The sequence below is a fragment of the Flavobacterium sp. W21_SRS_FM3 genome (assembly GCF_052113625.1).
GTDB lineage: Bacteria > Bacteroidota > Bacteroidia > Flavobacteriales > Flavobacteriaceae > Flavobacterium.
Window position 1 is genome coordinate 147,647 of sequence record NZ_JBGQOD010000005.1, and the last position, 24,198, is coordinate 171,844.

A 24,198-nucleotide genomic window follows, 5' to 3' on the forward strand; every position below is an offset into this window, starting at 1 on the left:
AAATAAAAAAAAGTACTCAAATGGGAAATTCAGAAAGCGAATACCGTCTTGAAATGACCGGAATAACTAAAAGTTTTGGAGTTGTTTCTGTTCTTGAGGGTGTCAATCTAAAAGTAAAACATGGAGAAATTCATGCCTTGCTTGGTGAGAATGGTGCAGGGAAATCAACGTTAGTTAAGATTTTAAGTGGTGTACATCAGAAGGACAGCGGAACGGTACTACTTAATGGTAAAGAAATTAATCCAAAAAACACACACTACGGTCAATTGCTAGGTATAAGTGTGGTATACCAAGAACTTTCTTTAGTAAATGATTTATCGGTTGCCGAGAATATTTATTTACACAAGTTAGGTGCTAGCAAATTTTGGATGAATTGGAAAAAAATCACTAAGGATGCACAAGAGTTAATTAATTCTTTGGGTTTCGAAATAGATGCTTCGGCAATCGTTAGAGATCTCAGTATTGTCCAAAAACAAGTAGTCGAAATTGCCAAAGCATTATCAGAAGACACCAAAGTTTTGATTCTTGACGAGCCCACCACTGTTTTTGATCCAAATGATGCTAAGAAGCTTTTTGCAAATTTAGAACGATTAAAAAAAGGCGGTATGTCCATCATTTATATTTCGCATCACCTTGAGGAAATTTTTAAAATTGCTGATACCATCACTGTTTTGAGGGACGGAATCGACACAGGCTGCGTATCTACTGAAAATATAGATAAAGATGGCGTGATTCGTTTGATGATTGGTAGAGAACTAGAAGATTTATTTCCAGTTCGAAATGTGACTGTCAGCGAAAAAGCAGTTTTTGAAGTTCAAGGTTTAAGCGGAGACGATGGTTTTGTAAAAGATGTCTCATTTTCTGTTCGTGCTGGAGAGGTTTTAGGAATTGCCGGTTTAGGAGGAAGTGGACGTACAGAGGTGGCCAAACTAATTTTTGGTGCTGAAAAAAAGAAGTCGGGAACTTTGACTTTAAATGGTAAAATTATTAAAACCAAAAATCCTGTTGAAGCAGTAAGACAACAAATAGGTTTCGTATCCGAAGATCGTAAAGAGGAAGGTGTTTTTCTTCCTTTGTCTATTCGAAAAAACATAAGTATTACTAGTTTTAAACCTATCTCCAGCAAGTTAGGTTTTATTAATAACGAAAAGGAATACACTAATGTTGATAATTTAATTGCTAAACTCAACATCAAAGCACCAAGTTCTGAAATTGATGTCAAAAATTTATCAGGTGGAAATCAGCAAAAAGTGGCATTAGCAAAATGGTTGAGTATAGACAGTAAGCTAATCATTATTGACGAACCTACAAGGGGTGTTGATGTAGGTGCTAAGGTCGAAATCTACAACCTGATTAATGAAGTGGCCAAAAAAGGTGTTGCTGTTGTAGTGATATCATCTGATATGCCTGAAATCATGGGAATTGCAGACCGAATATTAGTTATGCACAAAGGAAGCATTTTTGGGGAACTGCCTAAAGATAAATTCTCTGAAGAAAATATTTTGAGGTACTCTATTGGTGAAGAATTGAAAAATTAAATTTTAAATAATATTAAATACAACGCAATGAATCTAACTATAAAACAACAGCTTAGCAGTCCAGGTGGAATTCTAAAGTTTTTAATTAAGCACAATACAATTGTCATTTTTGTATTGCTAATGATTTTCTCAGCTTTGATTTCTGATGTGTTTTTCACGCAAACAAACTTATCTAATTTATTAAAGCAAGTCTCTGGAATTGGAATTATTAGCATTGGGATGCTTATTGTAATCTTAACTGGAGGAATCGACTTATCTGTTGGTTCGCTTGTCGCTTTATTAGCTGTGACATTCGCACTATTAATAAACGTTGTTATTCTACCGGCCGCTATTTTGTTAACTATCATTATGGGATTTGCTTTAGGTAGCGTTTCTGGATATTTAGTAGCCTACCAAAAAATGGCACCCTTTATTGCTACACTAGCATTGATGACGATCGCGAGAGGATTAGGTTTCATTTATGCAAAAGGATCACCAGTGACTTTTGATTCAGCTGGTGGTGTATTTATGTCTGATTTTGCAAATAATGCAACAATTGGTATTCCCAATATCGCAATTATCTTTTTTATTATTGTGGCCATGGCATCTGTGATGTTAAAATACAATGTATTTGGTCGTTTAGTTATTGCAATGGGAAGTAACGAAGAAGCTTCTCGCCTATCAGGTATCAAAGTCAATAAATATAAATTTTTAGTATATGCTCTTTCGGGATCACTAGCGGCCATTGCAGCAATTATCACCGCTTCAAGAACTAACTTAGGTTCGCCGAATATGGGTGTTTCATGGGAATTAGATGCTATTGCAGCAGTAGTTATAGGAGGAGCAAGTCTAAATGGTGGTAAAGGAACTGCGATTAATACATTAATGGGAGTGCTAATCTTAGGATTAATAGGTAATATTTTAAATCTATTGAATGTTCCATCTTACCCACAACAAGTTGTAAAAGGAGGAATTATCATATTAGCAGTATTATTTCAAAAATTCGAAGGAAAAAAACAATAAATAATGAAACATTACAAATTAAATAACACCAACTTGCCAGCAATCGCTGAACGTTTGGCTGTACCAAACTATAATAGAAAAGATATTACAACCGGTATCGTACATGTAGGTGTTGGTGGTTTTCATAGGGCACACGAGGCAATGTACATTGATCAATTACTTGAAAATGCAGCGAATGCTAACTGGGGTATTTGCGGTGTGGCTCTACTTAATTTTGACCAAAAAATCTACAACGTTTTAAAAGAACAAGACGGTTTGTACACTTTAGTAATTAAAGAATTAGACGGCAGCTTAACTAAGAAAGTTATCGGTTCAATTACAGAATATTTATTTGCTCCTGATAGCCCAAAAGCGGTAATTGAAAAAATGGCTGATCAAGGAACAAAGATTATTACGCTTACCATCACTGAAGGTGGATATAATTTGAACGAAGCGACTGGAGAATTCAATTATGAAAATCCAACAATCGTTCATGATAAAAATAATCCAACTGAGCCTACAACAATTTTTGGTTATTTAACGCAAGCTTTAGCATTAAGAAAAGAAAATAACAACGGCCCAATCACTATTTTATCGTGTGATAACATTGAAGGAAACGGATATGTAACTAAAAAAATGTTATTGTCATACATCGCACTTGCACAACCAGATTTATTGCCTTGGATAGAATCGAATGTTTCTTTCCCTAATAGTATGGTTGACCGTATTACACCTGCTACAGTTCCTTCGGATATTGCATTATTATTAGAAACTTCTGGAATTGAGGATCAATGGCCTGTTGTATGTGAGTCCTTTCAACAATGGGTTATTGAAGATGATTTTATTGCTGGCCGTCCTAATCTAGAGGCTGTAGGAGTGCAATTTGTAAAAGATGTTGCTCCTTTCGAAAAAATGAAATTAGGATTGTTAAATGCAGGACATTCTGTGATAGGTATTCTAGGTAGTTTAATGGGATACAATACTATTGATGAGGCCATTCACAATCCAGAAATTGCTAAATTCCTGGCTATTTATTTAGATAACGAAGTGACACCTACACTGAATGATCTTGAGGGTGTGGATCTAATGCAATACAAGAAAACCTTAGTGGCTAGATTTAGCAATGTATATATTAAAGATCAAATCGAACGCATTTGCTCTGAGACATCTGCAAAAATGCCAAAATTTATAATGCCTACCGTTCAAGGACAGCTTGCTGCTAATAGATCAGTATCACATGCTGCCTTGGTGATTGCTGCTTGGGCAATTTACAGTTTGGGTGTTAATGAGAAGAAAGAAAGGATCAATATCAAAGATGCTATGCAAGAAGTTCTTTTTGCACAAGCTAAATTAGCGCAAACAAATCCAGTTGCCTTCATCCAGATGGAAGCTGTTTTTGGTAATTTAAGCCATTCAGAAGCTTTCGTTTCTATTTATACAAAAGCATACAATGATATTACCGCTTATGGAGTTGAAAAATGTATAATCGAATTGAACAGCAATTCATTAATTTAAAGTTATGATAAAAGCCACTTGTTTTGGAGAAATATTATGGGATGTCTTCCCTACTCACAAAAAAATTGGAGGAGCACCACTTAATGTTGCTATTAGATTAGCATCAATGGGTAATGAAGTGGCGATTATAAGTCGCGTAGGAAAAGGAAAAAAAGGCAAAAAATTAATTGACTTTCTTGAAGAAAACATGGTAGCTGTTAGTCGTGTTCAAGTTGACAACTATTATAAAACGGGTAAAGTTAAGGTTACGCTTGATGATAAAGGTTCGGCTTCTTATGATATTATGCAACCGAGAGCTTGGGATAATATCGAACTAACAAATGAGGCGATTGCTGTTGTAAAAAATGCTGATATTTTTATCTACGGTAGTTTGGCTTCTCGCAATGAGACTTCTGCAAAAACGTTGAACGAACTTTTGAAAGTTGCAAAATACAAGATATTTGATGTTAATTTACGCCAGCCCTATTACACTGTTGCAGTACTTGAAAATTTGATGAGTCAAGCGGATTTTATTAAATTCAATGATGATGAAATATACGAAGTTGCAACACTTTTAGGCTCCACAGATCAGTCATTTGATCAAAATATTTTGTTCATTGCTGAAAAAACAAATGCTAAATGTATTTGTGTAACTAGAGGTAGTCAAGGTGCTGTGCTTTATGTGGATAACAATTTTTATTACAACTCAGGATACCATGTTGAAGTGGTAGATACTGTAGGTGCAGGAGATTCTTTCTTAGCAACGATAACAAGTAAATTAATGAATAACGACGATCCGCAAGAAGCAATTGATCATGCTTGTGCAATTGGTGCTTTAGTGGCTAGTCGAGAAGGCGCCAATCCAGTTATTTCAGCTGATGATATTAGCAACCTGATAGGGAAAACAATCGCTTAATAATAGATCTGTTTGTATGAAAAAATGCGTTTGATCTTAGTTTTTTTGTAGTATAATTTAGAAAAGCTTCATAATTAATTTAGGAAGCTTTTTTGTTTTTTACAGTGGTAGCTAAAGCCTCTTATTACTGTGCATTGACATCTTGAATACATTGTTTGATACTTTTATCGCGCACTTTTTCGATAGCGATTAAATAGGCTTTTGCAAAATCAGCTTGCTGGGCCAAATCTCCAAAAACAGCTTTAATTTCAATAAATTTCATTGGGTTTTGTATCGAAAGCGCAGCTGTTCTAATTAAAGTGCCGCTCATTGTATCTACAATTTCGTAACTATTTTCGTTATCATCAATTCCGTCATTGTATTTTGCCCAAGCTGCAATAATCAAAGCGGCTTTTTCAATATTTTTATTCGAAAGCAATTGTGACTTGATTGTAGGTAAAATAAACAGCGGAACTTTAGCAGAGCTCTCTTGACAAATACGGAATAATTGGTCATTTATATGCGGATTTTTGAATCTTGACACAATATTTTTTTTATATTTTTCAATGGTATCGGAATTAGAATCTTGCAATGTAGGCGTTACTTCATCATCTAAAAACGCTTCTAAAAAAGTTAGAAAATCAGTATCACTTGTGACTTCGTAAACTGTTTTATAACCGTGTAGTGTTCCTAAAATTCCTAAAATTGTATGGCTGGCATTTAAAATTTTAAGTTTTAAATTTTCGAAAGGACCTATCGCATCGGTGTACTGCACTCCTACTCGCTCCCAAGCTGGAGTTTCGTGTACAAATTTATCTTCTATAACCCATTGCGAAAAAGGCTCAACAATAACAGGCCACTGATCATCAATTGAAAAATCTTCCTTTAAAGTGTTGCGATCCACTGAACTCGTAATTGGGTTAATACGATCGACCATCGTGTTGGGAAATGTTGTGTTTTCCTTAATCCATTCCACTAGTTCGGGTTCCACTTTACTCACGTATTCTAATAATGATTGACGCATGGTATCTCCATTAGATTTGATGTTGTCACATGAAAGTACGGTACAACCTTCAATACCACGGAGCTTTCTCAATTTAAAGGATTGGGTCAAATAGCCAAAAACTGTTTTAGGACTAAAAGGATTTTTAATATCTTCTGTCACTGCAGGATGATTAATATCAAAAGCACCAGTGATTTCGTTTAGATGATAGCCATCTTCTGCAATGGTAAGTGAGATAATTTTAATATCGGGACTTGCCATTCGTTCAATAACCGCTAATGGGTTTTCAGGTCCATAAAAATATTCGACTATAGATCCTATAATTTTTGCTTTGTGTGCGCCATTGGCTTCTTTTGTGTAAAGCGTGTATAAACCATCTTGGTCTTTTAAAATATTATACATTTTTCGATCAGAATCCAATAAATCAACGCCGCAAATACCATAGTTCAAGTCTTTGTATTTATCAATGAGTTCATTAATATAATAAGCCTGATGTGAGCGATGAAAATTACCGACTCCAATGTGTAAAATACTGGTTTTGATTGCGTCTCTATCGTAGGTAGGAACGCTAACATTTGCAGGTAACATTTCTAAATTTTCGGCATTGAGATAATAAAATTTTGCCATATTTTTGCTTAATCTTTATTTATTGATCATTTTTTCAATGTTTAAAAATACGCTTTTATAATTAAAGTTGGGTCCTACTTTTAACTAGAGTTTTAGCTGTTAAAAAATAATGTTTAATAGGGCAAAGAAGCGCTGTCCCGTAATCACTTCCTGCATAATTTCTTTATATTTGTAATGCATTGCTTTCATGTCAAACTCAAACTATGGATTTTAGAAAAATAAATAACCTATCGGTAGAATGTGTGATTTTTGGTTTAGACGCTGACAATCTGAATGTTTTGCTACACAAAAGAACGCTTAACTTATACAACGATAATTTTCCCATTATTGATGACTGGATGCTTCCTGGACAGCATGTTTATAAAAGTAATAATTTAGCTGAATCAGCCGATAGTGTTTTAAAAGCGATTACTAAAAAGCCGTTAACCAATAAAAAACAATTTAGAACGTACGGAAGTAATCGTCGTGTAAATACGGATAAAGATATATTGTGGATACGAAGTAAAGGCGGTGAATCTAGAAATCTCACTGTTGTTTACTACTTGGCGCTGCCTCTAGAAGCCATTGCAATTGAAAATAATGAAGACTTACAATGGTTTCCTCTCAAGAATTTGCCGGAAATAGGATTTGATCATCAGACAATTATCACAGATGCCTATGATGATTTAAAAAGTAAGATCATGACTGAACCGATCATGTTTGATTTGGTGCCTATGAAATTCACATTGAACGAATTACAAAGTGCCTTTGAAATTACGTTGAACATTGAACTTGATAATCGAAATTTCAGAAAAAAAGCCATTCACAAACCATTTATTGTACCTCTTGAAGATAAGAAAAAAATAGGTATTTCTAAAAAACCATCTAAACTTTATATGTTTAGTAAAGATATCTATGATAAGTTAACGGAGAAAGACAACATCATCAGCACCATTCTGTGACTATTTTATTAAGAGATTATTAGTCCATGTGCTCTGTTTTATATTCGATGAAGTGGAGACTTTGGGAGTTTAATTATTTACCTTTGCAAAAAATTAAAGCCCCAACCTTCATGTCCAAAGCTCGCTATATAAAATTAATTCTTATTCTGGGATCACTTACCGCACTAGGTCCTTTTTCTATTGATATGTATTTACCTGGTTTTGCAGGTATTGCAAAAGATTTAAATACAACTGTTGCTAATGTAGCGATGACTTTGTCTAGTTATTTTATTGGAATTTCAGCAGGCCAATTGTTATACGGCCCTTTATTGGATCGCTATGGAAGAAAAAAGCCTTTATTTATTGGTTTATTAGTTTACATTGTAGCCTCTTTATGTTGCGCTTTTGTTACAGATATTGATACTTTCATTGGCTTACGATTCATACAAGCTATAGGAAGTTGTGCTGCGACCGTAGCATCCGTGTCTATGGTACGTGATTTATTTCCTGTGCGCGACATTCCTAAAGTGTTTTCGTTACTAATGTTGGTTGTGGGTTTATCACCCATGCTTGCCCCAACTGTTGGAGGCTATGTGACTGATGCCTATGGATGGCATATGGTTTTTTTAATATTAATGGGAATTGGAATCATTATTATGTTAGCTGCGCAATTTGGTTTACCCAATAGTTATATACCAGATACGTCAATATCTTTAAAACCCAAACCTATTTTATTGAATTTTGCCACTGTTTTAAAAGAACCGCAATTTTATACCTACGCTTTTACTGGAGCCATCGCTTTTTCTGGCTTGTTTACGTACGTGGCCGCTTCCCCTATTTTATTTATGGATATTTTTAAAGTTGATCCAAAAACTTATGGATGGATCTTTGCTTTTATGTCATTAAGTTTTATTCTAGCTAGTCAATTGAACTCGGTTTTGCTACGCTGGTTTTCTAGTGAGAAAATGATCTACAGTGCCTTAGTAATACAATCAATTATTGTTAGTTTGTTTTTGATTTTAGCTCTTAATAATCTTTTGGGCTTGTATGAAACGATAGGAATGTTATTTGTGTTTCTAGCTTGTTTGGGAATTTCAAATCCCAATACTGCAGGTTTAACTTTAGCTCCATTTGCTAAAAATGCAGGAAGTGCCTCGGCATTAATGGGAGCCATACAATTAGGTTTGGGTGCTCTAGCCTCTTTCGCGGTTGGTTTGTTTGTGAAAGACTCCATGATTCCTATGGTGATCATCATGGCTGTCTCTACTTTAACAGCTTTTGTTGTGCTAAATGTAGGAAGGAAAAATATTAAAGTAAAACATTAGTGAACCAAGCTTAACAGCTTGATTCACTAGGCATATTTTTATTTTTTTTCTCTGGTCTTATAATCATTCGTAACGATTGATCTTTTGCTAAGTAGGCAATCATCCAGTTGTAAAAAGTCTTAATTCTATTACGGTAAGTGATCAACGAAATTAAGTGAATAAACAACCAGATAATCCAAGCAAAGAAACCTTTAAAATGCATCTTCGGTTTTGGTAGATCTACCACTGCTTTGTTTTTACCAATGATAGCCATAGACCCTTTATCATTGTAATGAAATGGATTTAAAGGTTTTTTCTCTACCATTAATTTGAAATTCTTTGCCAAATTAAGCCCTTGCTGAATCGCCACTTGAGCTACTTGAGGATGACCTTCTGGAAAATCTTTATCCGTTAATTGAATGCAAGTATCTCCAATGGCATAAATATTCTCAGTAGCATGTACTTTGTTAAAAGCATCTGTTGCCATCCTTCTTCCGCGGCCATAACTTTCGGCGGGAATTCCTTCAAAGGTTTTAGCTGAAACTCCTGCTGCCCAAATTAGATTTTTAGTTTGAATGGTTTCTCCATTAGATAAGAAAACTGTATCATCAACATAATCAGTAACCCTGTTGTTCAACTTGACAATGACGCCTAGGTCCGTCAAAGCATTTAGCGTATCCTTTTGAGAATCTTCACTCATGGGCGCAAGCAGTGCGGGTCCGCCATCAATCAAATAAATATTACTAACAGCAGTGGCTAACTCAGGATATTCCTTCATGAAAACACTTTTTTTCATCTCAGCAAACATTCCTGAAACTTCTACTCCTGTAGGTCCTCCACCAGCAACGACAATAGTTAACAACTTACGTCGTTTACGCATGTCTTTGCATATTGCGGCTTTTTCTAAATTTTTAAGTATAGTGTTACGCATTTCTATGGCATCATTCAAGGTTTTCATAGGAATGGCATTTTTCTTGACATTTTCCATTCCAAAATAACTTGTTTCAGCTCCAGTAGCAAAAACCAATTGGTCATAATGCAGCTCACCATTATGCAGAATCACTTTATTTTCTTCAGGAACAACTTGTTTCAAGTCTCCCAATCTAAATTGTAAGTTTTTCTTTCCAGCAAAGAATTTTCTAAACGGGTAGCTAATGCTGGATGGCTCTAAGAAAGCCGTAGCTACTTGATATATTAACGGAGGAAAGAAATTATAATTGTTTTTATCTACTAAAGTGACATGTATTCCTTTATGATTTAATAGCTCTTTTGCTAAGTTTAATCCTGCAAAACCTCCTCCAATTATAACGATTTCCATATAATTTAATTTATTGTTAAAAAAACGACACCGATAAAAGTACGTCTTTTATCGGTGCTATTAAAATTAGAATTATTAAAAAAAGACTAAAATCTTATTTCATTTTTTGTCTTTTAACAGGTTTTTCTGCTGGTTCATTTTTATTTTGTAACAAATAATTAGCTAATAATTTTTCAATTAGCTCATCTTTAGTCAAATGGTGAAAAACTGTTTTTATTTTAGTTTTCAATTCGGCATCCACCTCGTGGTTTGGTTTTGTCTTGAATATTTGCTTTGCCCAAAGCAAGGTGTTGTTGTCTTCGATACTTGATGCGCTAGGCTTTTTAAATTTGCTGAATTTAATTCCTAATTCTTTCTCGAAGTCGGCTATTTCTTTTTCCTCTTCAGCTTGTAAAACTGTCAATGAAAGTCCCTTTGCTCCTGCTCTAGCAGTTCTACCACTACGATGCACGTAAGCTTCATAAGCATCAGGCAAATGGTAATTGACTACGTAGGAGATTTCTTTTACGTCAATACCTCTAGCAGCAAGATCAGTCGCTACTAATATATTGATATGTCCTTCACGAAACTGCTCCATGATACGGTCACGAATCCCTTGAGATAAACTCCCGTGTAAAGCTCCCGATGAAAAACGGTTAATTGCTAAGTTTTTAGCCAATTTATTGACCGCGGCTTTTGTTTTACAAAATATAATTCCGCGTTCGCCCTCTTTTGAATTTAAGAAGTGCATTAAAACATCTAGTTTTTCAATAGGATCTACTACGATATATTCATGATCGATGCCTTGATTTCCTACCGTTTCCATGTTAGCACTTACTTGAACGACATTTTTGTTCAAGTAATTTTGCACTAATTGCTTGATCGTTCCGGGCAAAGTAGCTGAGAATAAAAAAGTACGGTGTTCTTTTGGTAATTCGGCTATAATTTCATCTAAACTTTCTTTTAAGATAGATACCATTTCATCGGCCTCGTCTAGAATAAGAAATTTAGTTTCCTTTAAGTTGATTGCTTTACGCTGAATCAAATCGATTAAACGTCCTGGTGTAGCTACAACAATATGTGTAGGTTGAGACAAGCGCTCCATTTGTGGTTTGATTGGGATTCCACCGCAAGTTGCTGCGATTGATACCTCAGGTAAATATTTAGCAAAATCCTCTAAATTCTTGAATATTTGGTGTCCAAGTTCTCTAGTTGGAACTAAGATTATCGCTTGTACATGATTTGCAGCACTATCTATTAATTGTAAAAGTGGTAGTCCAAACGCAGCTGTTTTACCAGTTCCTGTTTTTGCCAATCCAACTAAATCTGTTTTATTTTGCAATAATAACGGAATTGTTTTTTGTTGAATTTCTGTTGGAGTAACAATTTTCAATTCGGTAAGCGACTTTAATATAGGAGATTCAATTCCTAAATCTGAGAATTGTTTTGACATTATTTTGGATGTATTATTTTATAAAAAATAGTTGTTTTGCATTTTGCTTTTAGCCCTGATAGCAGCGGCATCCTCTTGTGGTAGCGTTAGCGAACACAAGAGATACAGCGGATAGCAGGAAATAGCTCCTAATGAATATTAATCTTCGTCAGGTTCATTCATGATTTTCTCACGGTATTTTTTACCAATAAGTAAAGTCATTTTTAATTTATAATCGTCAACAAGCCATTCACGGTAGTTTTTACTACACTGGCTTAAGCATTTAGAATAGCGTTTGATGCGGCAATCAATATCATCATCAAGTTCTTTTGATAAGGATTTTGCCTCTTGCAAAGTTTCGGTATTGTCAACACACATCGCTGCATGTTGTTCTAATGATTTTTCAAGCACCACTTTAGAACGTAAGTTTTGTGCAATGGCAAGCTTGTGCTCTTCATCTACATCAAAAGTCACTTCGGCAGTTTTACTGAATTTTGCGCGTAATTCAGGGGGCATTGAATACTTAAAATACAGTTCAATCTCAGTATCATCACGCAAGTTTTCTAAATAAAATTCAGGCGATTTAAAAATATGTTGCCAGTTCACAGGCTCACTCCATAAACCAAAACGTGCTGCGTTGTTACCCAAGTCAATTACAGTAAATATATCTTTGTTAGGTAATTTACGAGAACCACGACCAATCATTTGATAATATAAGGTTAATGATTTAGTTGCTCTATTCAATATGATAGTTTCAACTGACGGTTCATCAAAACCAGTGGTCAAAATCCCCACAGAAGTCAAAATAGCATCTGAGGTGTGTTTGAACCAATGCAATATTTCTTTTCTTTCCTCAGTACTACTAGTGTTATCTAGGTGACGAATAGGATATCCTGCTTCTCTAAAGGTTTCATAAACATATAAAGAGGTATTGATACCATTATTGAAAATCAAGGTTTTCTTACCTAATGATTTTTCTGTGTAGGCGTGCAAAAGTTTTTCTTGCATAGCCATATTTGTATACAAATCATCAGATGATTTTACGGTATAATCACCATTGATACCAACTTTTAGTGAAGTAAGACCTACATCATAACTATAGGTTATTGCTTTTGCCAAGAAACCATTTTCTATCAATGAACTAATTGTATCCCCTACGATTAACTCATCATAGCTTTGATGCATGGGTAATTTAATATTTGAACTCAAAGGAGTTGCTGTCACTCCTAAAATGAAAGCATTTTTAAATGAGCTTAATAATTTTCTAAATGAATTATAGTGAGCCTCATCAATAATTACTAAACCTATATTATCTAGGTGCAGTTTTTCATCATTGATACGGTTTTTTAAAGTTTCGACCATAGCCACAAAACAAGAATACTCGTTTTGATCTGGAAGTTCTTTTACCTTACTGTTGATTATTTTATTCTTTACGTCAAAACCTTTCAACATTTTTGAGGTTTGTTTACACAACTCAATACGGTGTGTAAGCACAACTACTTTCTTATCATTATGTGATAAATAACGACGTACAATTTCAGAAAATATTACTGTTTTACCACCACCTGTAGGCAGTTGATAAAGTAAGTGATGCTGTTTTGGTGCATTGTCTATACGTTCAAAAATGGCGTCTATGTCATTTTGTTGGTACGCATACAGTTGTTTTTTTGCTTCTTTTTTGTCTTCTTTTTCTATTTCTATAGTATTTTCAAACATTGTTTTTGTTGGGTTTTTGCAAAAATACACCGAAAAAACAGTTTATCTATGGAAATTTCGATAAAATATAGTAGGAACATTAAATAAAATTGATTTATGGGCAGTTTTACAATTACAGACGTTCTAAAATAGCTTTAAACTGATCTTTATTCTTCCATTTTTGACTAACTGCTTCATTGTAAATACCAACAAGCCTTGATTTAAAATCATTTAACACTCCACTAGCTATTAAATACTGAGTAGCCTGTTCAAATGAATTTTGCATGCTTTTAAAAAAAAGCTCTTGTTTTATGGTGTTACCGGAAGCAAAGGTTTGCGCAATTTCAATGTTGTACAGCATGATATCAGCTACTACAAAAGGGTCTACCCCAAGCAGTATAAAATGTTTAATAATTTTTTGTGCAACAGATCGTCGCATTTTCGGCTTTTTCTTTTTTCGGCCGGTTTGTATCGGAAAATATTCGTGAGAGATTTTCAACTTGGCTTCTTGTAGCAAGCTTTCCTCCTTTGGGTTGAAAACAAAATCATAATAGACTTTTACGGGACTGAATTTTTCGTACAATTCAATTAATTGCTCTTCAAGCTGCTCTTTATTTAACTCAGCTAAATATTTTTTTAAATCGCGTTTACTCATAATCGTTCCTTTTATCCAATACAAAAGTAAATTACTTTGGTTATGAATACCTATATAATGAATGATAATACTTAATTTTGTCCATTATTACTTAAAACAATTTACATGCTTAAGATTTTTAAGATTACTGCTATCCTAGAAGGAATTTCCTATTTGGCTTTATTTTCAAACATGCTTTTTATAAAACCTACTCATTTTGAATTATATCATAGCTTGTTGTACCCTATAGGTATGAGTCATGGAGTATTGTTTATTGCATACATCTTACTTGCTATTTTATTAAAAAACAAAATGCAATGGGATTTAAAAACCTTTGGAATTATCTTAGCAGCCTCTTTAATTCCATTTGGTACTTTTTACGTAGAATACAAATACCTTAAAACCGAACAGAAAAATCTAAACAATGTTTAAATTCATTGGGAAAATATTCAGTTTCTTATATCCTTTATTTAGGAAATGGGGAATGTCCTATAGCGTCTCTTCTTATTTAAGTCTGATCTTAAACATTGCTTTGTTGTGTTTATTAGCGTACAGCATCTATGTCATTTTTAGATTAATCTTAGTGACTATTATTGTGTTTGTAGCGCAACGCACTAAAACACAGTTTGATGATTTTTTGGTAACCAATAAAACCGCCAAATACATTGCGCATCTGATCCCTTTGATGTTCATCTATAAGTCGGTTCCCGTTATTCTGGATAAATTTGAGTATTGGGAAAGTGTTTTTGGTAAATTAGTAGGTATTTATATTGTCTTCCTTGTCTTATGGATTATCAGGACGGTTTTTAATGCACTAAGAGATTATTTGAAACAAAAACCACGGTATAGTGATAAACCTATTGATAGTTTCATTCAGGTAATTATGATTGTACTATGGATGGTAGGTGTTACCGTAATCATCTCTAAATTATTCGACTTTGAATTCAAAGAGCTGTTGACCACATTAGGAGCGGTTTCTGCTTTAATCATTTTAATTTTCAGAGATATTATTCTTGGATTTGTGGCTAGTGTACAAGTTTCCATTAATGATATGGTACGAATTGGCGACTGGATTACGATGGATAAGTTTGGTGCTGATGGAGATGTAATCGAAATTAACTTAACCACGGTAAAAGTGCGAAATTTTGATAATACTACAACGACCATTCCTACCTATAGTTTAAGTTCTGACTCATTTCAAAACTGGAGAGGGATGTTAAAGTCAGATGGGAGACGTATTAAAAGGCATATTTTAATTAAAACCAGTAGTATCCGATTTCTATCGGATGCGGAACTAACTAAACTAAAAAACATTAATTTAATCAGTGCCTATATTGACACACGGAAGATAGAAATTGAAAAATACAATACTGATAATGCGATCGATAAATCTTTAGCCATCAATGGTAGAAACATGACTAATTTAGGTTTGTTTCGAAAGTACATTACTCAGTATTTACGCAATCATCCCGCTTTAAATCAGGAAATGTTGTTGATGTGTCGTCAATTGCAATCTACTGCTCATGGTGTACCTATCGAAATTTATGTTTTCTCAAGTGATAAAAGATGGGAGAATTATGAATACGTAATGTCAGACGTATTTGACCATATTTTTGCTTCAGTTAAATACTTTGATTTAGAAATTTTTGAACTACCATCAAAGAATCAGTTTGTTGGTTAAGAGGATTCACATGAGTAATTGTATTTAAACTTGCACTAAAATATTCCTGCATAGTTATATTTTTTAGATACTATATAAATAAAAACAGATAGCATTGAGCTATCTGTTTTTATTTACATTATAATCTGTTTTTGACATATTCAATTTCGCTCTTACCATGAGCTTTAGGTTTTCCGTCTTCTCCTAAATTGACCATGGTTGTACTATCGATACTAATGATAGTTTCACGAGTCATCATGTTTCTTGCTTCACATTTAAGCGTTAACGAAGAGTTACCAAACTTTACTACATCAATTCCTATTTCTATAATATCTCCTTGTCGTGCAGAGCTTCTAAAATTGATCTCCGACATATGTTTAGTGACTACCCTTGAATTTTCTAATTGTATGATGGTATATAGCGCTAACTCTTCATCAATCCAAGCTAACAACTGACCTCCAAATAGTGTTCCGTTAGGATTTAAATCTTCGGGTTTAACCCATTTTCTTGTATGAAATCTCATGTTTTTTATTTAATAATGCTAAAGTAACATTTACATGCCTATTTTTCTTTAATTTTAAAGAAAAAAATGAGCATTAGGAACGAATTTATTACAGAATTTAGAGGAGAAACTATAGGATCTTTAAGTTCGCAATCTTCTATAGATGAACAATTTCAGAATCAAGTTTTGCGACCTATATTAAAATTGCAAAATGAATTATTTCTTGCGTCATTAAAAAATTATATTGCAAAAAACAAAGCTGATTTTGCTAATTATTCAATCGATAAAAAAAATGCTTTTATAAGTAATAGTCTTCAAAAAGACACTAAATATAGAAATACATTAAAAGGCATGATTGTAGGATTATTCACCATACATGAATATACTATTTATACCCAGAACACCTCAAATATAAATAAACGCATGATGGCGATGTTAATCGAAAGATTGAAGAACCAGATGGATTTATTACAGATACATTCTGTAGAGAAGTAATGTAAACAGTAAATTTTCACTCTTTACATTCAGTTTGAACAACTAATTTTTGAACAATCTAATTTTTGATTTTGTTTAGTACAGAATGTTTTTTCGTTTTTTCTCGTTCAAAAGACTATTGGTTAAATTACTTAAATCAAAATAATTGCGTTGTGTAGCTATAATATGTCATTTTAACGCATTGAACTTGAAATACTCGCTTTTTGATTCTTTAAATATAATCTTTTACTTACAAAATAATAATTTTTAGTATCGTTTTATATCAAGATAAAATTTTTTTGTTACAGTATTTTTCTAATTTTTCTTGCATTGCTAATTTTATTGCATAAACTTTGCTGTATATTAGAAATTTATTGAAAAATCCTTAATAATATCAATAAATTAACTCGAAAAAAGTGAATGTAATTTATTTTTATTTATAATTGTATAGTTATAATAATTGAATATTATGTAATAATAATTAATCCTATTAATAATTTAGCAAATGGATAGAAGAAAAGCACTTAAAAACGTGGCATTTTTACTCGGAACTGCCCTCTCCTCCTCTACAATTGGAGTTTTATTTGAAAATTTTACACTTCCCGAGGAGGAACGAAACCAAGTGTTTTTTTCTAATTCAGATGAAGAAATTCTAGCAGAATTTGCGGATGTAATTATTCCCACTACAAAATTATCTCCAGGAGCAAAAGCAGCTGGTGTAGGAACATTTATCCCAATGATGGTTAGAGAATGTTATCCCCCTACAATGCAACATGAGTTTGCCAAAGGTTTAAAGGAAATGGAAAATAAATCTTTAAAGGATTATAATGCAAATTTCCTGTCTCTTACTACAGACCAAAAACAAAAACTAGTACAAGATTTAAGAACCGAAACAATCGCAAAAAAACAACCTTATTCTTTCTTTACAATTGGTAGAGATTTAACGCTATTAGGCTTCTTCTCTTCGGAGATTGGATGTACCCAAGCACGTGAATACCTACCTATTCCTGGTAGATATGATGGAAGTGCTGATTATAAACCAGGTCAAAAGGCTTGGGCTACCTAGTCACCATTTGATCAATTAGAAATATAGAGATATCAATTAAAAAAATAAGGAAAGTGAATATAAATACCAATTTAAAAGAACAAAATACTTATGATGCAATTGTAATTGGATCAGGTATTAGTGGCGGTTGGGCTGCAAAAGAACTAACTGAAAAAGGATTAAACGTGTTGATGTTAGAACGCGGCATGAATATAGAACATATAAAAGATTATGATACAGCAATGAAAGCTCCTTGGGAGTTCGAGCATGCAGGTAGATTAACAGAAGAACAAAAAAGAACACATCCTGTACAAACAAGAGATTATCCTTATCAGGAAGCTAATGAAAAATGGTGGGTAAATGATTTAGAGTGCCCTTATACTGAAGACAAGCGTTTTGATTGGTATAGAGGATTTCATGTAGGAGGTAAGTCCTTAATGTGGGGACGACAAAGCTACCGTTTTAGTGATCACAATTTTGAAGACAATAAAAAAGATGGTCATGGTAATGACTGGCCTATTCGCTACAAAGACCTTACTAAATGGTATGATTATGTGGAGCAATTTGCAGGTATAAGTGGACAAGCTGAAAACTGGCCTTTACTACCAGATGGTAAATTTTTACCTCCAATGGATTTGAACTGTGTCGAAAAATCTGTGAAAGAACGTATAGAAAAACATTATAACAAAAGCCGTATACTTACGATAGGACGTACGGCCAACTTAACTGTTCCTCACAAAGGTAGAGGAAGCTGCCAGTATCGTAATTTATGTAGCCGTGGATGTCCATTTGGAGCTTACTTCAGTACACAATCTTCTACACTACCAGCGGCAGTTGCCACAAAAAGACTGACCGTGAGGCCCTACTCTATTGTAAATCACATCATTTATGACAAAGACACCAAAAAAGCTAAAGGGGTAATGGTTATTGATGCTGAAACTAATGAGAGCATGGAATTTTATGCTAAAATCGTCTTTGTAAACGGTTCCACTTTAGGATCTACTTTTATTCTATTAAACTCAACTTCAGAAGCTCACCCGAACGGATTAGGAAATGCTAGTGGGCAGTTAGGACATAATTTAATGGATCATCATTTTCGTTGTGGCGCTTCTGGAAGTGCTGAAGGATTTGAAGATAAATATACCTATGGCCGCAGAGCCAATGGAATATATGTGCCTAGATATCAAAATGTTGGCAATGACAAAAGAGATTATTTGAGAGGATTTGGTTACCAAGGTGGTGCTAGTAGAGGTTCCTGGCATGAAGAAGTTGCCGAATTAGAGTTTGGTGGTGATTTTAAAGATAAGTTAAGTTTCCCAGCAGATACTTGGAGTATGGGATTAGGAGGATTTGGTGAAATGTTACCTTATTATGAAAATAAAGTTTATATCGATCATACTAAAAAAGACAAATGGGGACAGTCTGTCTTAGCAATTGACTGTGAATACAAAGAGAATGAAAAAAAAATGCGAATTGATATGATGAACGATGCAGCTGAAATGTTAGAAGCATCCGGAATTAAAAATGTAAAAACCTTTGATAACGAATGTTATCCAGGTATGGCTATTCACGAAATGGGAACTGCTAGAATGGGAAATGATCCTAAAGATTCGGTTCTAAATAAATGGAATCAAATGCATGAAGTGAGTAATGTATTTGTAACTGATGGATCGTGCATGCCTTCTATCGCTTGCCAAAACCCTTCATTGACTTTTATGGCTTTGACAGCCCGCGCAGCTGACTATGCTGTTAAAGAATTAAAAAAAGGTAATATTTAGGAATTGCATCACTATGAGAAAATTAAAAATGGGCATGATTGGTGGTGGGAAAAATGCTTTTATTGGCTCAATTCACCGCATTGCTGCAAATATGGATGGATTAATAGAACTCCATTGTGGGGCTTTTAGTTCTAATCCAGAAACATCTAAAGAATCTGGCCGTGATTTATTTCTTCCGGATTCAAAATGTTATGGATCTTATCAAGAAATGATTACTGCTGAAAGTAAATTGCCATTAGGAGAAAGAATGGATTTTGTATCTATTGTTACGCCAAATTTCGCCCACTTTGCCCCTGCTATGATGGCCTTAGCACATGGGTTCCATGTTTTGATCGACAAACCTATGACCTTAAGTCTTCATGAAGCTAAGCAGCTACAACAAAAAGTATATGATACAGGGCTTATCTTATGTCTAACCCATACTTACTCTGGTTATCCAATGGTGAAGCAGGCCAAAAATATGGTTGCTGAAAATAAGTTTGGGAAGATACGTAAAGTTATGGTAGAATACCCACAAGGCTGGCTAAGTACTTTGACCGAAAAGGACGGAAACAAACAAGCAGCTTGGAGAACTGATCCTGCAAAAAGTGGTATCAGCGGTTGCATGGGCGATATTGGAACACACGCCGCACAACTTGCCGAATATATTTCAGGTTTGCAAATCACTCAGTTATGTGCTGATATTAATACCGTTGTTGCAGGTAGACAACTCGATGATGATGGTAACGTTTTATTAAAATTTAATAATGGAGCCAATGGTATTTTAGTAGCTTCACAAATTGCAGCAGGAGAAGAGAATAGCTTGAAAATTAAGATTTATGGCGAAGTTGGTGGTCTTGAATGGCATCAAATGGAACCCAACACTTTAGTGGTTAAGTGGCCGGACGCTCCCGCTCAAATCTATAGAGCAGGAAATAATTATTTGTCAGAAAGTGCGCAGTTCAATTCTCGCACTCCTAGCGGACATCCCGAAGGATACTTAGAAGCATTTGCTAATTTATATAGGAATTTTGCTTTGACAATATCAGCTAAAATTGAAGGAAAACAACCAACTAATGAAATGCTCGATTTCCCTACTGTGGAAGATGGTGTTCGTGGGATGGCTTTTATTGAAAATGTAATTGCCTCAGGTAAATCTGATCAAAAATGGTTTGATTTTAAAATTTAAAATATAAGTAATGACAACAATACAAGGACCAGCGGTTTTTTTAGCCCAATTTATAAGTGATGAAGCCCCATTTAATTCTTTAGACGGAATCTGTAAATGGGCCGCTGATTTGGGATTCAAAGGAATCCAGATGCCAACACAAGATGCTCGCTTTATTGATTTACAAAAAGCAGCTGAAAGTAAAACCTATGCGGATGAACTAAAAGGCAAGATTGCTTCTTATGGTTTAGAGATAACGGAATTATCAACTCATTTACAAGGGCAATTGGTTGCTGTTCATCCTGCTTATGATGACTTATTTGATGCTTTCGCTCCTACAAATGTACATGGAAACCCAAAAGCAAGACAGGAATGGGCTGTACAACAATTAAAATATGCTGCTAAAGCCTCAAATAATCTTGGATTAAACGCCCATGCTACATTTAGTGGTTCATTACTATGGCAATACTTCCACCCTTGGCCGCAAAGACCAGCTGGTTTAGTTGAAGAGGGATTCGCTGAATTAGCTAAACGTTGGATGCCTATACTGAATGAATTTGATCAAAATGGTGTGGATGTTTGCTATGAAATTCATCCTGGTGAGGATTTATTTGATGGAGAAACGTATGAAATGTTTTTAAAGGCTGTAAATAATCATTCTCGAGCCTGTATTTTATATGATCCATCGCACTTTGTATTACAACAGTTAGATTATATCCAGTATATCGATTTTTATCACGAACGAATTAAAGCATTTCATGTTAAAGATGCCGAATTCAATCCAACGGGTAAACAAGGAACCTTTGGTGGGTACCAAAGTTGGTTAAACAGAGCCGGACGTTATCGTTCTCCTGGAGATGGTCAAGTAGACTTTAAAACGATTTTCAGCAAATTATCGCAATATGATTTTAAAGGATGGGCTGTAATGGAATGGGAATGTTGCATTAAGAATCAAGAAGATGGTGCTCGTGAAGGAGCCGAATTTATCAAAAACAACATTATAAAAGTGACTGACAAAGCTTTTGATGATTTCGCATCAGTGGATAGTAGTCAAACTTTTAATAGAAAAATTCTAGGATTGTAAAATTTAAAGAGATTAAAAATGAAAATTAAATATGTATTGCTAGCTATTGCTATGATAGGATTAACCTCCTTTTCTAATGAATCTAACAAGGAAGTGTACACTGAAACTTTAGTGATACACAGTTCAACTGTACAAAATTCAGAAGGAGAGAAATTAATAGCTAAATCAGATTGTATTGGTTGTCATAACAAGGACAAAAAAGTGGTAGGTCCTTCTTATGTTGACATCGCAAATAAATATGCTGCAAATGATAAGAACATTAATTATTTATCTGAAAAAATAATAAAAGGAGGTTCTGGTGTATGGGGCAGTTTACCAATGGGTGCACATGCATCACTTAAAAAGGACGAAGCAAAAGCAATGGTTAAATACATTCTATCATTAAAAAAGTAATTGTTGTATGTAAAGGTTTTTTAAGGCAAAACCTCCCTCCCTCATTGACGTTGTTAAAAATAGTAAATAACTCTCATAAGTAGCAAACATGAAAGAAGAACAAGAAAAAAAAATTAAAATCAACCAGAATAGGCGTGATTTTATAAAAACGAGTGCTATAACAGCTGCGGCGTTTATGATTGTTCCTCGTCATGTTTTAGGAAGAGGGTTTGTCGCTCCAAGTGATCGTTTATTAATCGCCAGTATTGGTGTTGGAGGAAAAGGGCAGTCAGATATTGCTATGTTTGATCAGAGCGGTAAAGCATCTATATCTTTTCTATGTGATGTAGATGATAGAAGAGCAGCCAAAAGTATCAATGCTTTTCCTAAAGCAAAGTATTATAAGGATTGGCGAGAAATGTTCGATAAAGAACATAAATACTTTGATGCTGTATCTGTAGCCACTCCAGATCACAATCATGCGATACAAACGCTGGCGGCTATGCAATTAGGAAAACATGTTTATGTTCAAAAGCCATTAACCCATGATATTTATGAAGCGCGGATTTTAACAGAAGCCGCTAAAAAATATAAGGTGGTTACCCAGATGGGGAATCAAGGAGCTTCAAATGATGGTACAAGAATCATGAAAGAATGGTATGAAGCTGGACTAATAGGAGATGTTCATACGATACATGCTTGGACAGATAGACCAGTTTGGCCTCAAGGAATTCCTTGGCCAGGTACTAAAAGCAACGTCCCTGCTGCATTAGATTGGGATTTGTGGTTAGGCACAGCTCCTTATAAAGAATATGTTGACAAGTTAGTACCATTTAATTGGCGTGGCTGGTGGGATTATGGTACAGGAGCTTTGGGCGATATGGGTTGTCACTTAATAGAAGCACCTTTTAGTGTACTAAATTTAAAATATGCTAAAGATGTGCAATGTAGTGTAGGATCAGTATATGTGGATGAATTTAAAAGAGGCTATTTTCCAGAAAGTTGCCCTCCTTCGAGTCATGTAACATTGACTTTTCCAAAAACGAATAAGACTGAAGGTGATGTGACTTTGCATTGGATGGACGGCGGTATTCAACCAGAAAGACCATTGGAGTTAGAACCTAATGAGATTTTTGGTGATGGTGGAAATGGAACTTTATTTACGGGTACTAAAGGAAAGATGTTGTGTGATACATATGGCTTAAATCCGCGTTTATTACCATTAAGTAAGAATGATAATTTAAAAATTACTCCCAAATACAATCGGGTTCATGATGGTTCAAATGGCCATTATAATCAATGGGTTGATGCATGTATTGCAGGTCACGGTAAGCAAGAATTAAGTTCGCCATTTGAAATTGCTGGACCATTAACTGAAGCACTATTAATGGCTAATCTTGCAATTAGAGGATATGATATCCAAAAAGAAATTAATGGCAAAATTAAATACCCAGGACGATCTGTTAAATTATTGTGGGACAACGACAATATGAAAATCACAAACTTTGATGAAGTTAATCAATTTGTAAAAAGGGATTATCGTGAAGGTTGGAAAAATCTTGTACTTTAAATAGTCTTACTAAATTTTAAAATAGTTCCCAATGATAAAATCCATACACACCGCTCTATTAGTATTAGTCATGATACCAATAGCAAATGCACAAGATCAATTCACACCTCTATTCGATGGTAAGACTACCGCGGGCTGGCACAGCTATGGTAAAACGCAAGCATGTGATGCATGGAAAGTAGAAAATGGTTCTTTACATTTTGATCCCACGGCAAAAGTAAATAACCAAGGCGGAGATTTAGTAACAGATAAAGAATATTCTGATTTTCATTTAAAATTAGATTGGAAGGTAGCACCAAAAGCAAATAGCGGAATCATATTTTATGTTCACGAGAATCCCATTAAATATCCTAATACTTATGAAACTGGTCTAGAAATGCAGGTTTTAGATAATGAAGGGCATCCAGATGGCAAAATTGATAAACATCGTGCTGGTAACTTATATGATTTAGTTAAAGGTGATACTGAACCTGTTAAAGCTGTAGGGGAATGGAATACTGCAGAAATTATCAGTAATCGAGGCCAACTTACTTTTATCTTAAATGGAGTTGTTGTTGTAAAAACGACGCTTTGGGATAAGAAATGGAAGGAGTTAGTATCAGGTAGTAAATTTACAGCGTGGAAAGATTTTGGAACGTTCAAGAAAGGCAAAATTGCCTTACAAGATCATGGAGATCATGTTTGGTATCGAAATATAATGATCAAAGAATTATACTAATTTATAATAATCAAAAAAATAATAATTA

The 24,198-nt window shown here is 34.4% G+C and carries 22 protein-coding genes; 16 read left to right on the plus strand and 6 right to left on the minus strand.

The window, feature by feature from the left end; all coding sequences use genetic code 11:
• The first annotated feature begins 20 nt into the window (after positions 1-20).
• From ACEN2K_RS09705 to ACEN2K_RS09720, 4 genes are read left to right on the plus strand one after another with little or no spacing between them, the layout of a single operon-like run.
• Positions 21-1,538: a sugar ABC transporter ATP-binding protein gene (locus ACEN2K_RS09705; RefSeq protein WP_441759133.1), complete on the plus strand. Its 1,518-nt coding sequence runs from the start codon at positions 21-23 to the stop codon at positions 1,536-1,538.
• Positions 1,539-1,565: 27 nt separating this feature from the next.
• Positions 1,566-2,540 carry an ABC transporter permease gene (locus ACEN2K_RS09710; protein ID WP_441759134.1) on the plus strand — a complete coding sequence of 325 codons (975 nt, stop codon included), beginning with the start codon at positions 1,566-1,568 and terminating at the stop codon, positions 2,538-2,540.
• 3 nt (positions 2,541-2,543) lie between these two features.
• Positions 2,544-4,034, plus strand: coding sequence for a mannitol dehydrogenase family protein (locus tag ACEN2K_RS09715; RefSeq protein ID WP_441759135.1), 1,491 nt, complete (start codon positions 2,544-2,546; stop codon positions 4,032-4,034).
• Between the two features lie 4 nt (positions 4,035-4,038).
• On the plus strand, positions 4,039-4,929 hold the full coding sequence (locus tag ACEN2K_RS09720) for a carbohydrate kinase family protein (protein WP_441759136.1): 891 nt from the start codon (positions 4,039-4,041) through the stop codon (positions 4,927-4,929).
• A 124-nt stretch (positions 4,930-5,053) separates the two neighbouring features.
• Here ACEN2K_RS09720 and ACEN2K_RS09725 read toward each other — a convergent pair whose 3' ends face one another.
• A complete protein-coding gene (locus tag ACEN2K_RS09725) occupies positions 5,054-6,538 on the minus strand; it encodes a mannitol dehydrogenase family protein (protein WP_441759137.1) in 1,485 nt (494 codons plus the stop codon).
• Between the two features lie 203 nt (positions 6,539-6,741).
• Here ACEN2K_RS09725 and ACEN2K_RS09730 point away from each other — a divergent pair, with 203 nt between their 5' ends.
• On the plus strand, positions 6,742-7,479 hold the full coding sequence (locus tag ACEN2K_RS09730; protein ID WP_441759138.1) for an NUDIX hydrolase: 738 nt from the start codon (positions 6,742-6,744) through the stop codon (positions 7,477-7,479).
• A gap of 110 nt (positions 7,480-7,589) precedes the next feature.
• Positions 7,590-8,783, plus strand: coding sequence for a multidrug effflux MFS transporter (locus ACEN2K_RS09735; RefSeq protein WP_441759231.1), 1,194 nt, complete (start codon positions 7,590-7,592; stop codon positions 8,781-8,783).
• Between the two features lie 10 nt (positions 8,784-8,793).
• On the opposite strand, the gene ACEN2K_RS09740 is transcribed toward ACEN2K_RS09735, so the two are convergent.
• The 4 genes from ACEN2K_RS09740 to ACEN2K_RS09755 form a co-directional block, all read right to left on the minus strand.
• Positions 8,794-10,080, minus strand: coding sequence for an NAD(P)/FAD-dependent oxidoreductase (locus ACEN2K_RS09740; protein ID WP_441759139.1), 1,287 nt, complete (start codon positions 10,078-10,080; stop codon positions 8,794-8,796).
• Between the two features lie 94 nt (positions 10,081-10,174).
• Positions 10,175-11,512 (minus strand): DEAD/DEAH box helicase, encoded by a 1,338-nt coding sequence (locus tag ACEN2K_RS09745; protein WP_441759140.1) that lies wholly within the window; start codon positions 11,510-11,512, stop codon positions 10,175-10,177.
• A 138-nt stretch (positions 11,513-11,650) separates the two neighbouring features.
• Entirely contained in the window at positions 11,651-13,207 is a 1,557-nt protein-coding gene (locus tag ACEN2K_RS09750; protein WP_441759141.1) for a DEAD/DEAH box helicase, read from the minus strand.
• Positions 13,208-13,319: 112 nt separating this feature from the next.
• Positions 13,320-13,841 (minus strand): DUF6155 family protein, encoded by a 522-nt coding sequence (locus ACEN2K_RS09755; protein ID WP_441759142.1) that lies wholly within the window; start codon positions 13,839-13,841, stop codon positions 13,320-13,322.
• Between the two features lie 105 nt (positions 13,842-13,946).
• On the opposite strand from ACEN2K_RS09755, the gene ACEN2K_RS09760 reads away from it, so the two are divergent.
• Positions 13,947-14,252 carry a DUF3817 domain-containing protein gene (locus tag ACEN2K_RS09760; protein ID WP_441759143.1) on the plus strand — a complete coding sequence of 102 codons (306 nt, stop codon included), beginning with the start codon at positions 13,947-13,949 and terminating at the stop codon, positions 14,250-14,252.
• Positions 14,245-15,501 carry a mechanosensitive ion channel family protein gene (locus ACEN2K_RS09765; protein WP_441759144.1) on the plus strand — a complete coding sequence of 419 codons (1,257 nt, stop codon included), beginning with the start codon at positions 14,245-14,247 and terminating at the stop codon, positions 15,499-15,501. Before ACEN2K_RS09760 ends, ACEN2K_RS09765 begins: the two co-directional genes overlap by 8 nt.
• Positions 15,502-15,619: 118 nt before the next feature.
• On the opposite strand, the gene ACEN2K_RS09770 is transcribed toward ACEN2K_RS09765, so the two are convergent.
• Positions 15,620-16,003, minus strand: coding sequence for an acyl-CoA thioesterase (locus tag ACEN2K_RS09770; RefSeq protein WP_441759145.1), 384 nt, complete (start codon positions 16,001-16,003; stop codon positions 15,620-15,622).
• A 66-nt stretch (positions 16,004-16,069) separates the two neighbouring features.
• Here ACEN2K_RS09770 and ACEN2K_RS09775 point away from each other — a divergent pair, with 66 nt between their 5' ends.
• The 8 genes from ACEN2K_RS09775 (at position 16,070) to ACEN2K_RS09810 (ending at position 24,170) form a co-directional block, all read left to right on the plus strand.
• The gene (locus ACEN2K_RS09775) at positions 16,070-16,477 is read left to right on the plus strand and encodes a glyoxalase (RefSeq protein ID WP_441759146.1); all 408 of its coding nucleotides are present in this window, start codon (positions 16,070-16,072) and stop codon (positions 16,475-16,477) included.
• A gap of 484 nt (positions 16,478-16,961) precedes the next feature.
• Positions 16,962-17,522 (plus strand): gluconate 2-dehydrogenase subunit 3 family protein, encoded by a 561-nt coding sequence (locus ACEN2K_RS09780; protein ID WP_441759147.1) that lies wholly within the window; start codon positions 16,962-16,964, stop codon positions 17,520-17,522.
• A 53-nt stretch (positions 17,523-17,575) separates the two neighbouring features.
• Positions 17,576-19,279: a GMC oxidoreductase gene (locus ACEN2K_RS09785; protein ID WP_441759148.1), complete on the plus strand. Its 1,704-nt coding sequence runs from the start codon at positions 17,576-17,578 to the stop codon at positions 19,277-19,279.
• A 13-nt stretch (positions 19,280-19,292) separates the two neighbouring features.
• Positions 19,293-20,447, plus strand: a complete 1,155-nt coding sequence (locus tag ACEN2K_RS09790) for a Gfo/Idh/MocA family protein (protein ID WP_441759149.1) — start codon at positions 19,293-19,295, stop codon at positions 20,445-20,447.
• Positions 20,448-20,457: 10 nt separating this feature from the next.
• The gene (locus ACEN2K_RS09795; protein WP_441759150.1) at positions 20,458-21,510 is read left to right on the plus strand and encodes a sugar phosphate isomerase/epimerase family protein; all 1,053 of its coding nucleotides are present in this window, start codon (positions 20,458-20,460) and stop codon (positions 21,508-21,510) included.
• An 18-nt stretch (positions 21,511-21,528) separates the two neighbouring features.
• Complete coding sequence (locus ACEN2K_RS09800; protein ID WP_441759151.1) at positions 21,529-21,903, plus strand: c-type cytochrome; 375 nt, start codon at positions 21,529-21,531, stop codon at positions 21,901-21,903.
• Between the two features lie 88 nt (positions 21,904-21,991).
• Positions 21,992-23,452 carry a Gfo/Idh/MocA family protein gene (locus ACEN2K_RS09805; protein ID WP_441759152.1) on the plus strand — a complete coding sequence of 487 codons (1,461 nt, stop codon included), beginning with the start codon at positions 21,992-21,994 and terminating at the stop codon, positions 23,450-23,452.
• A gap of 31 nt (positions 23,453-23,483) precedes the next feature.
• On the plus strand, positions 23,484-24,170 hold the full coding sequence (locus ACEN2K_RS09810) for a 3-keto-disaccharide hydrolase (RefSeq protein ID WP_441759153.1): 687 nt from the start codon (positions 23,484-23,486) through the stop codon (positions 24,168-24,170).
• The last annotated feature ends 28 nt before the right edge of the window (positions 24,171-24,198 follow it).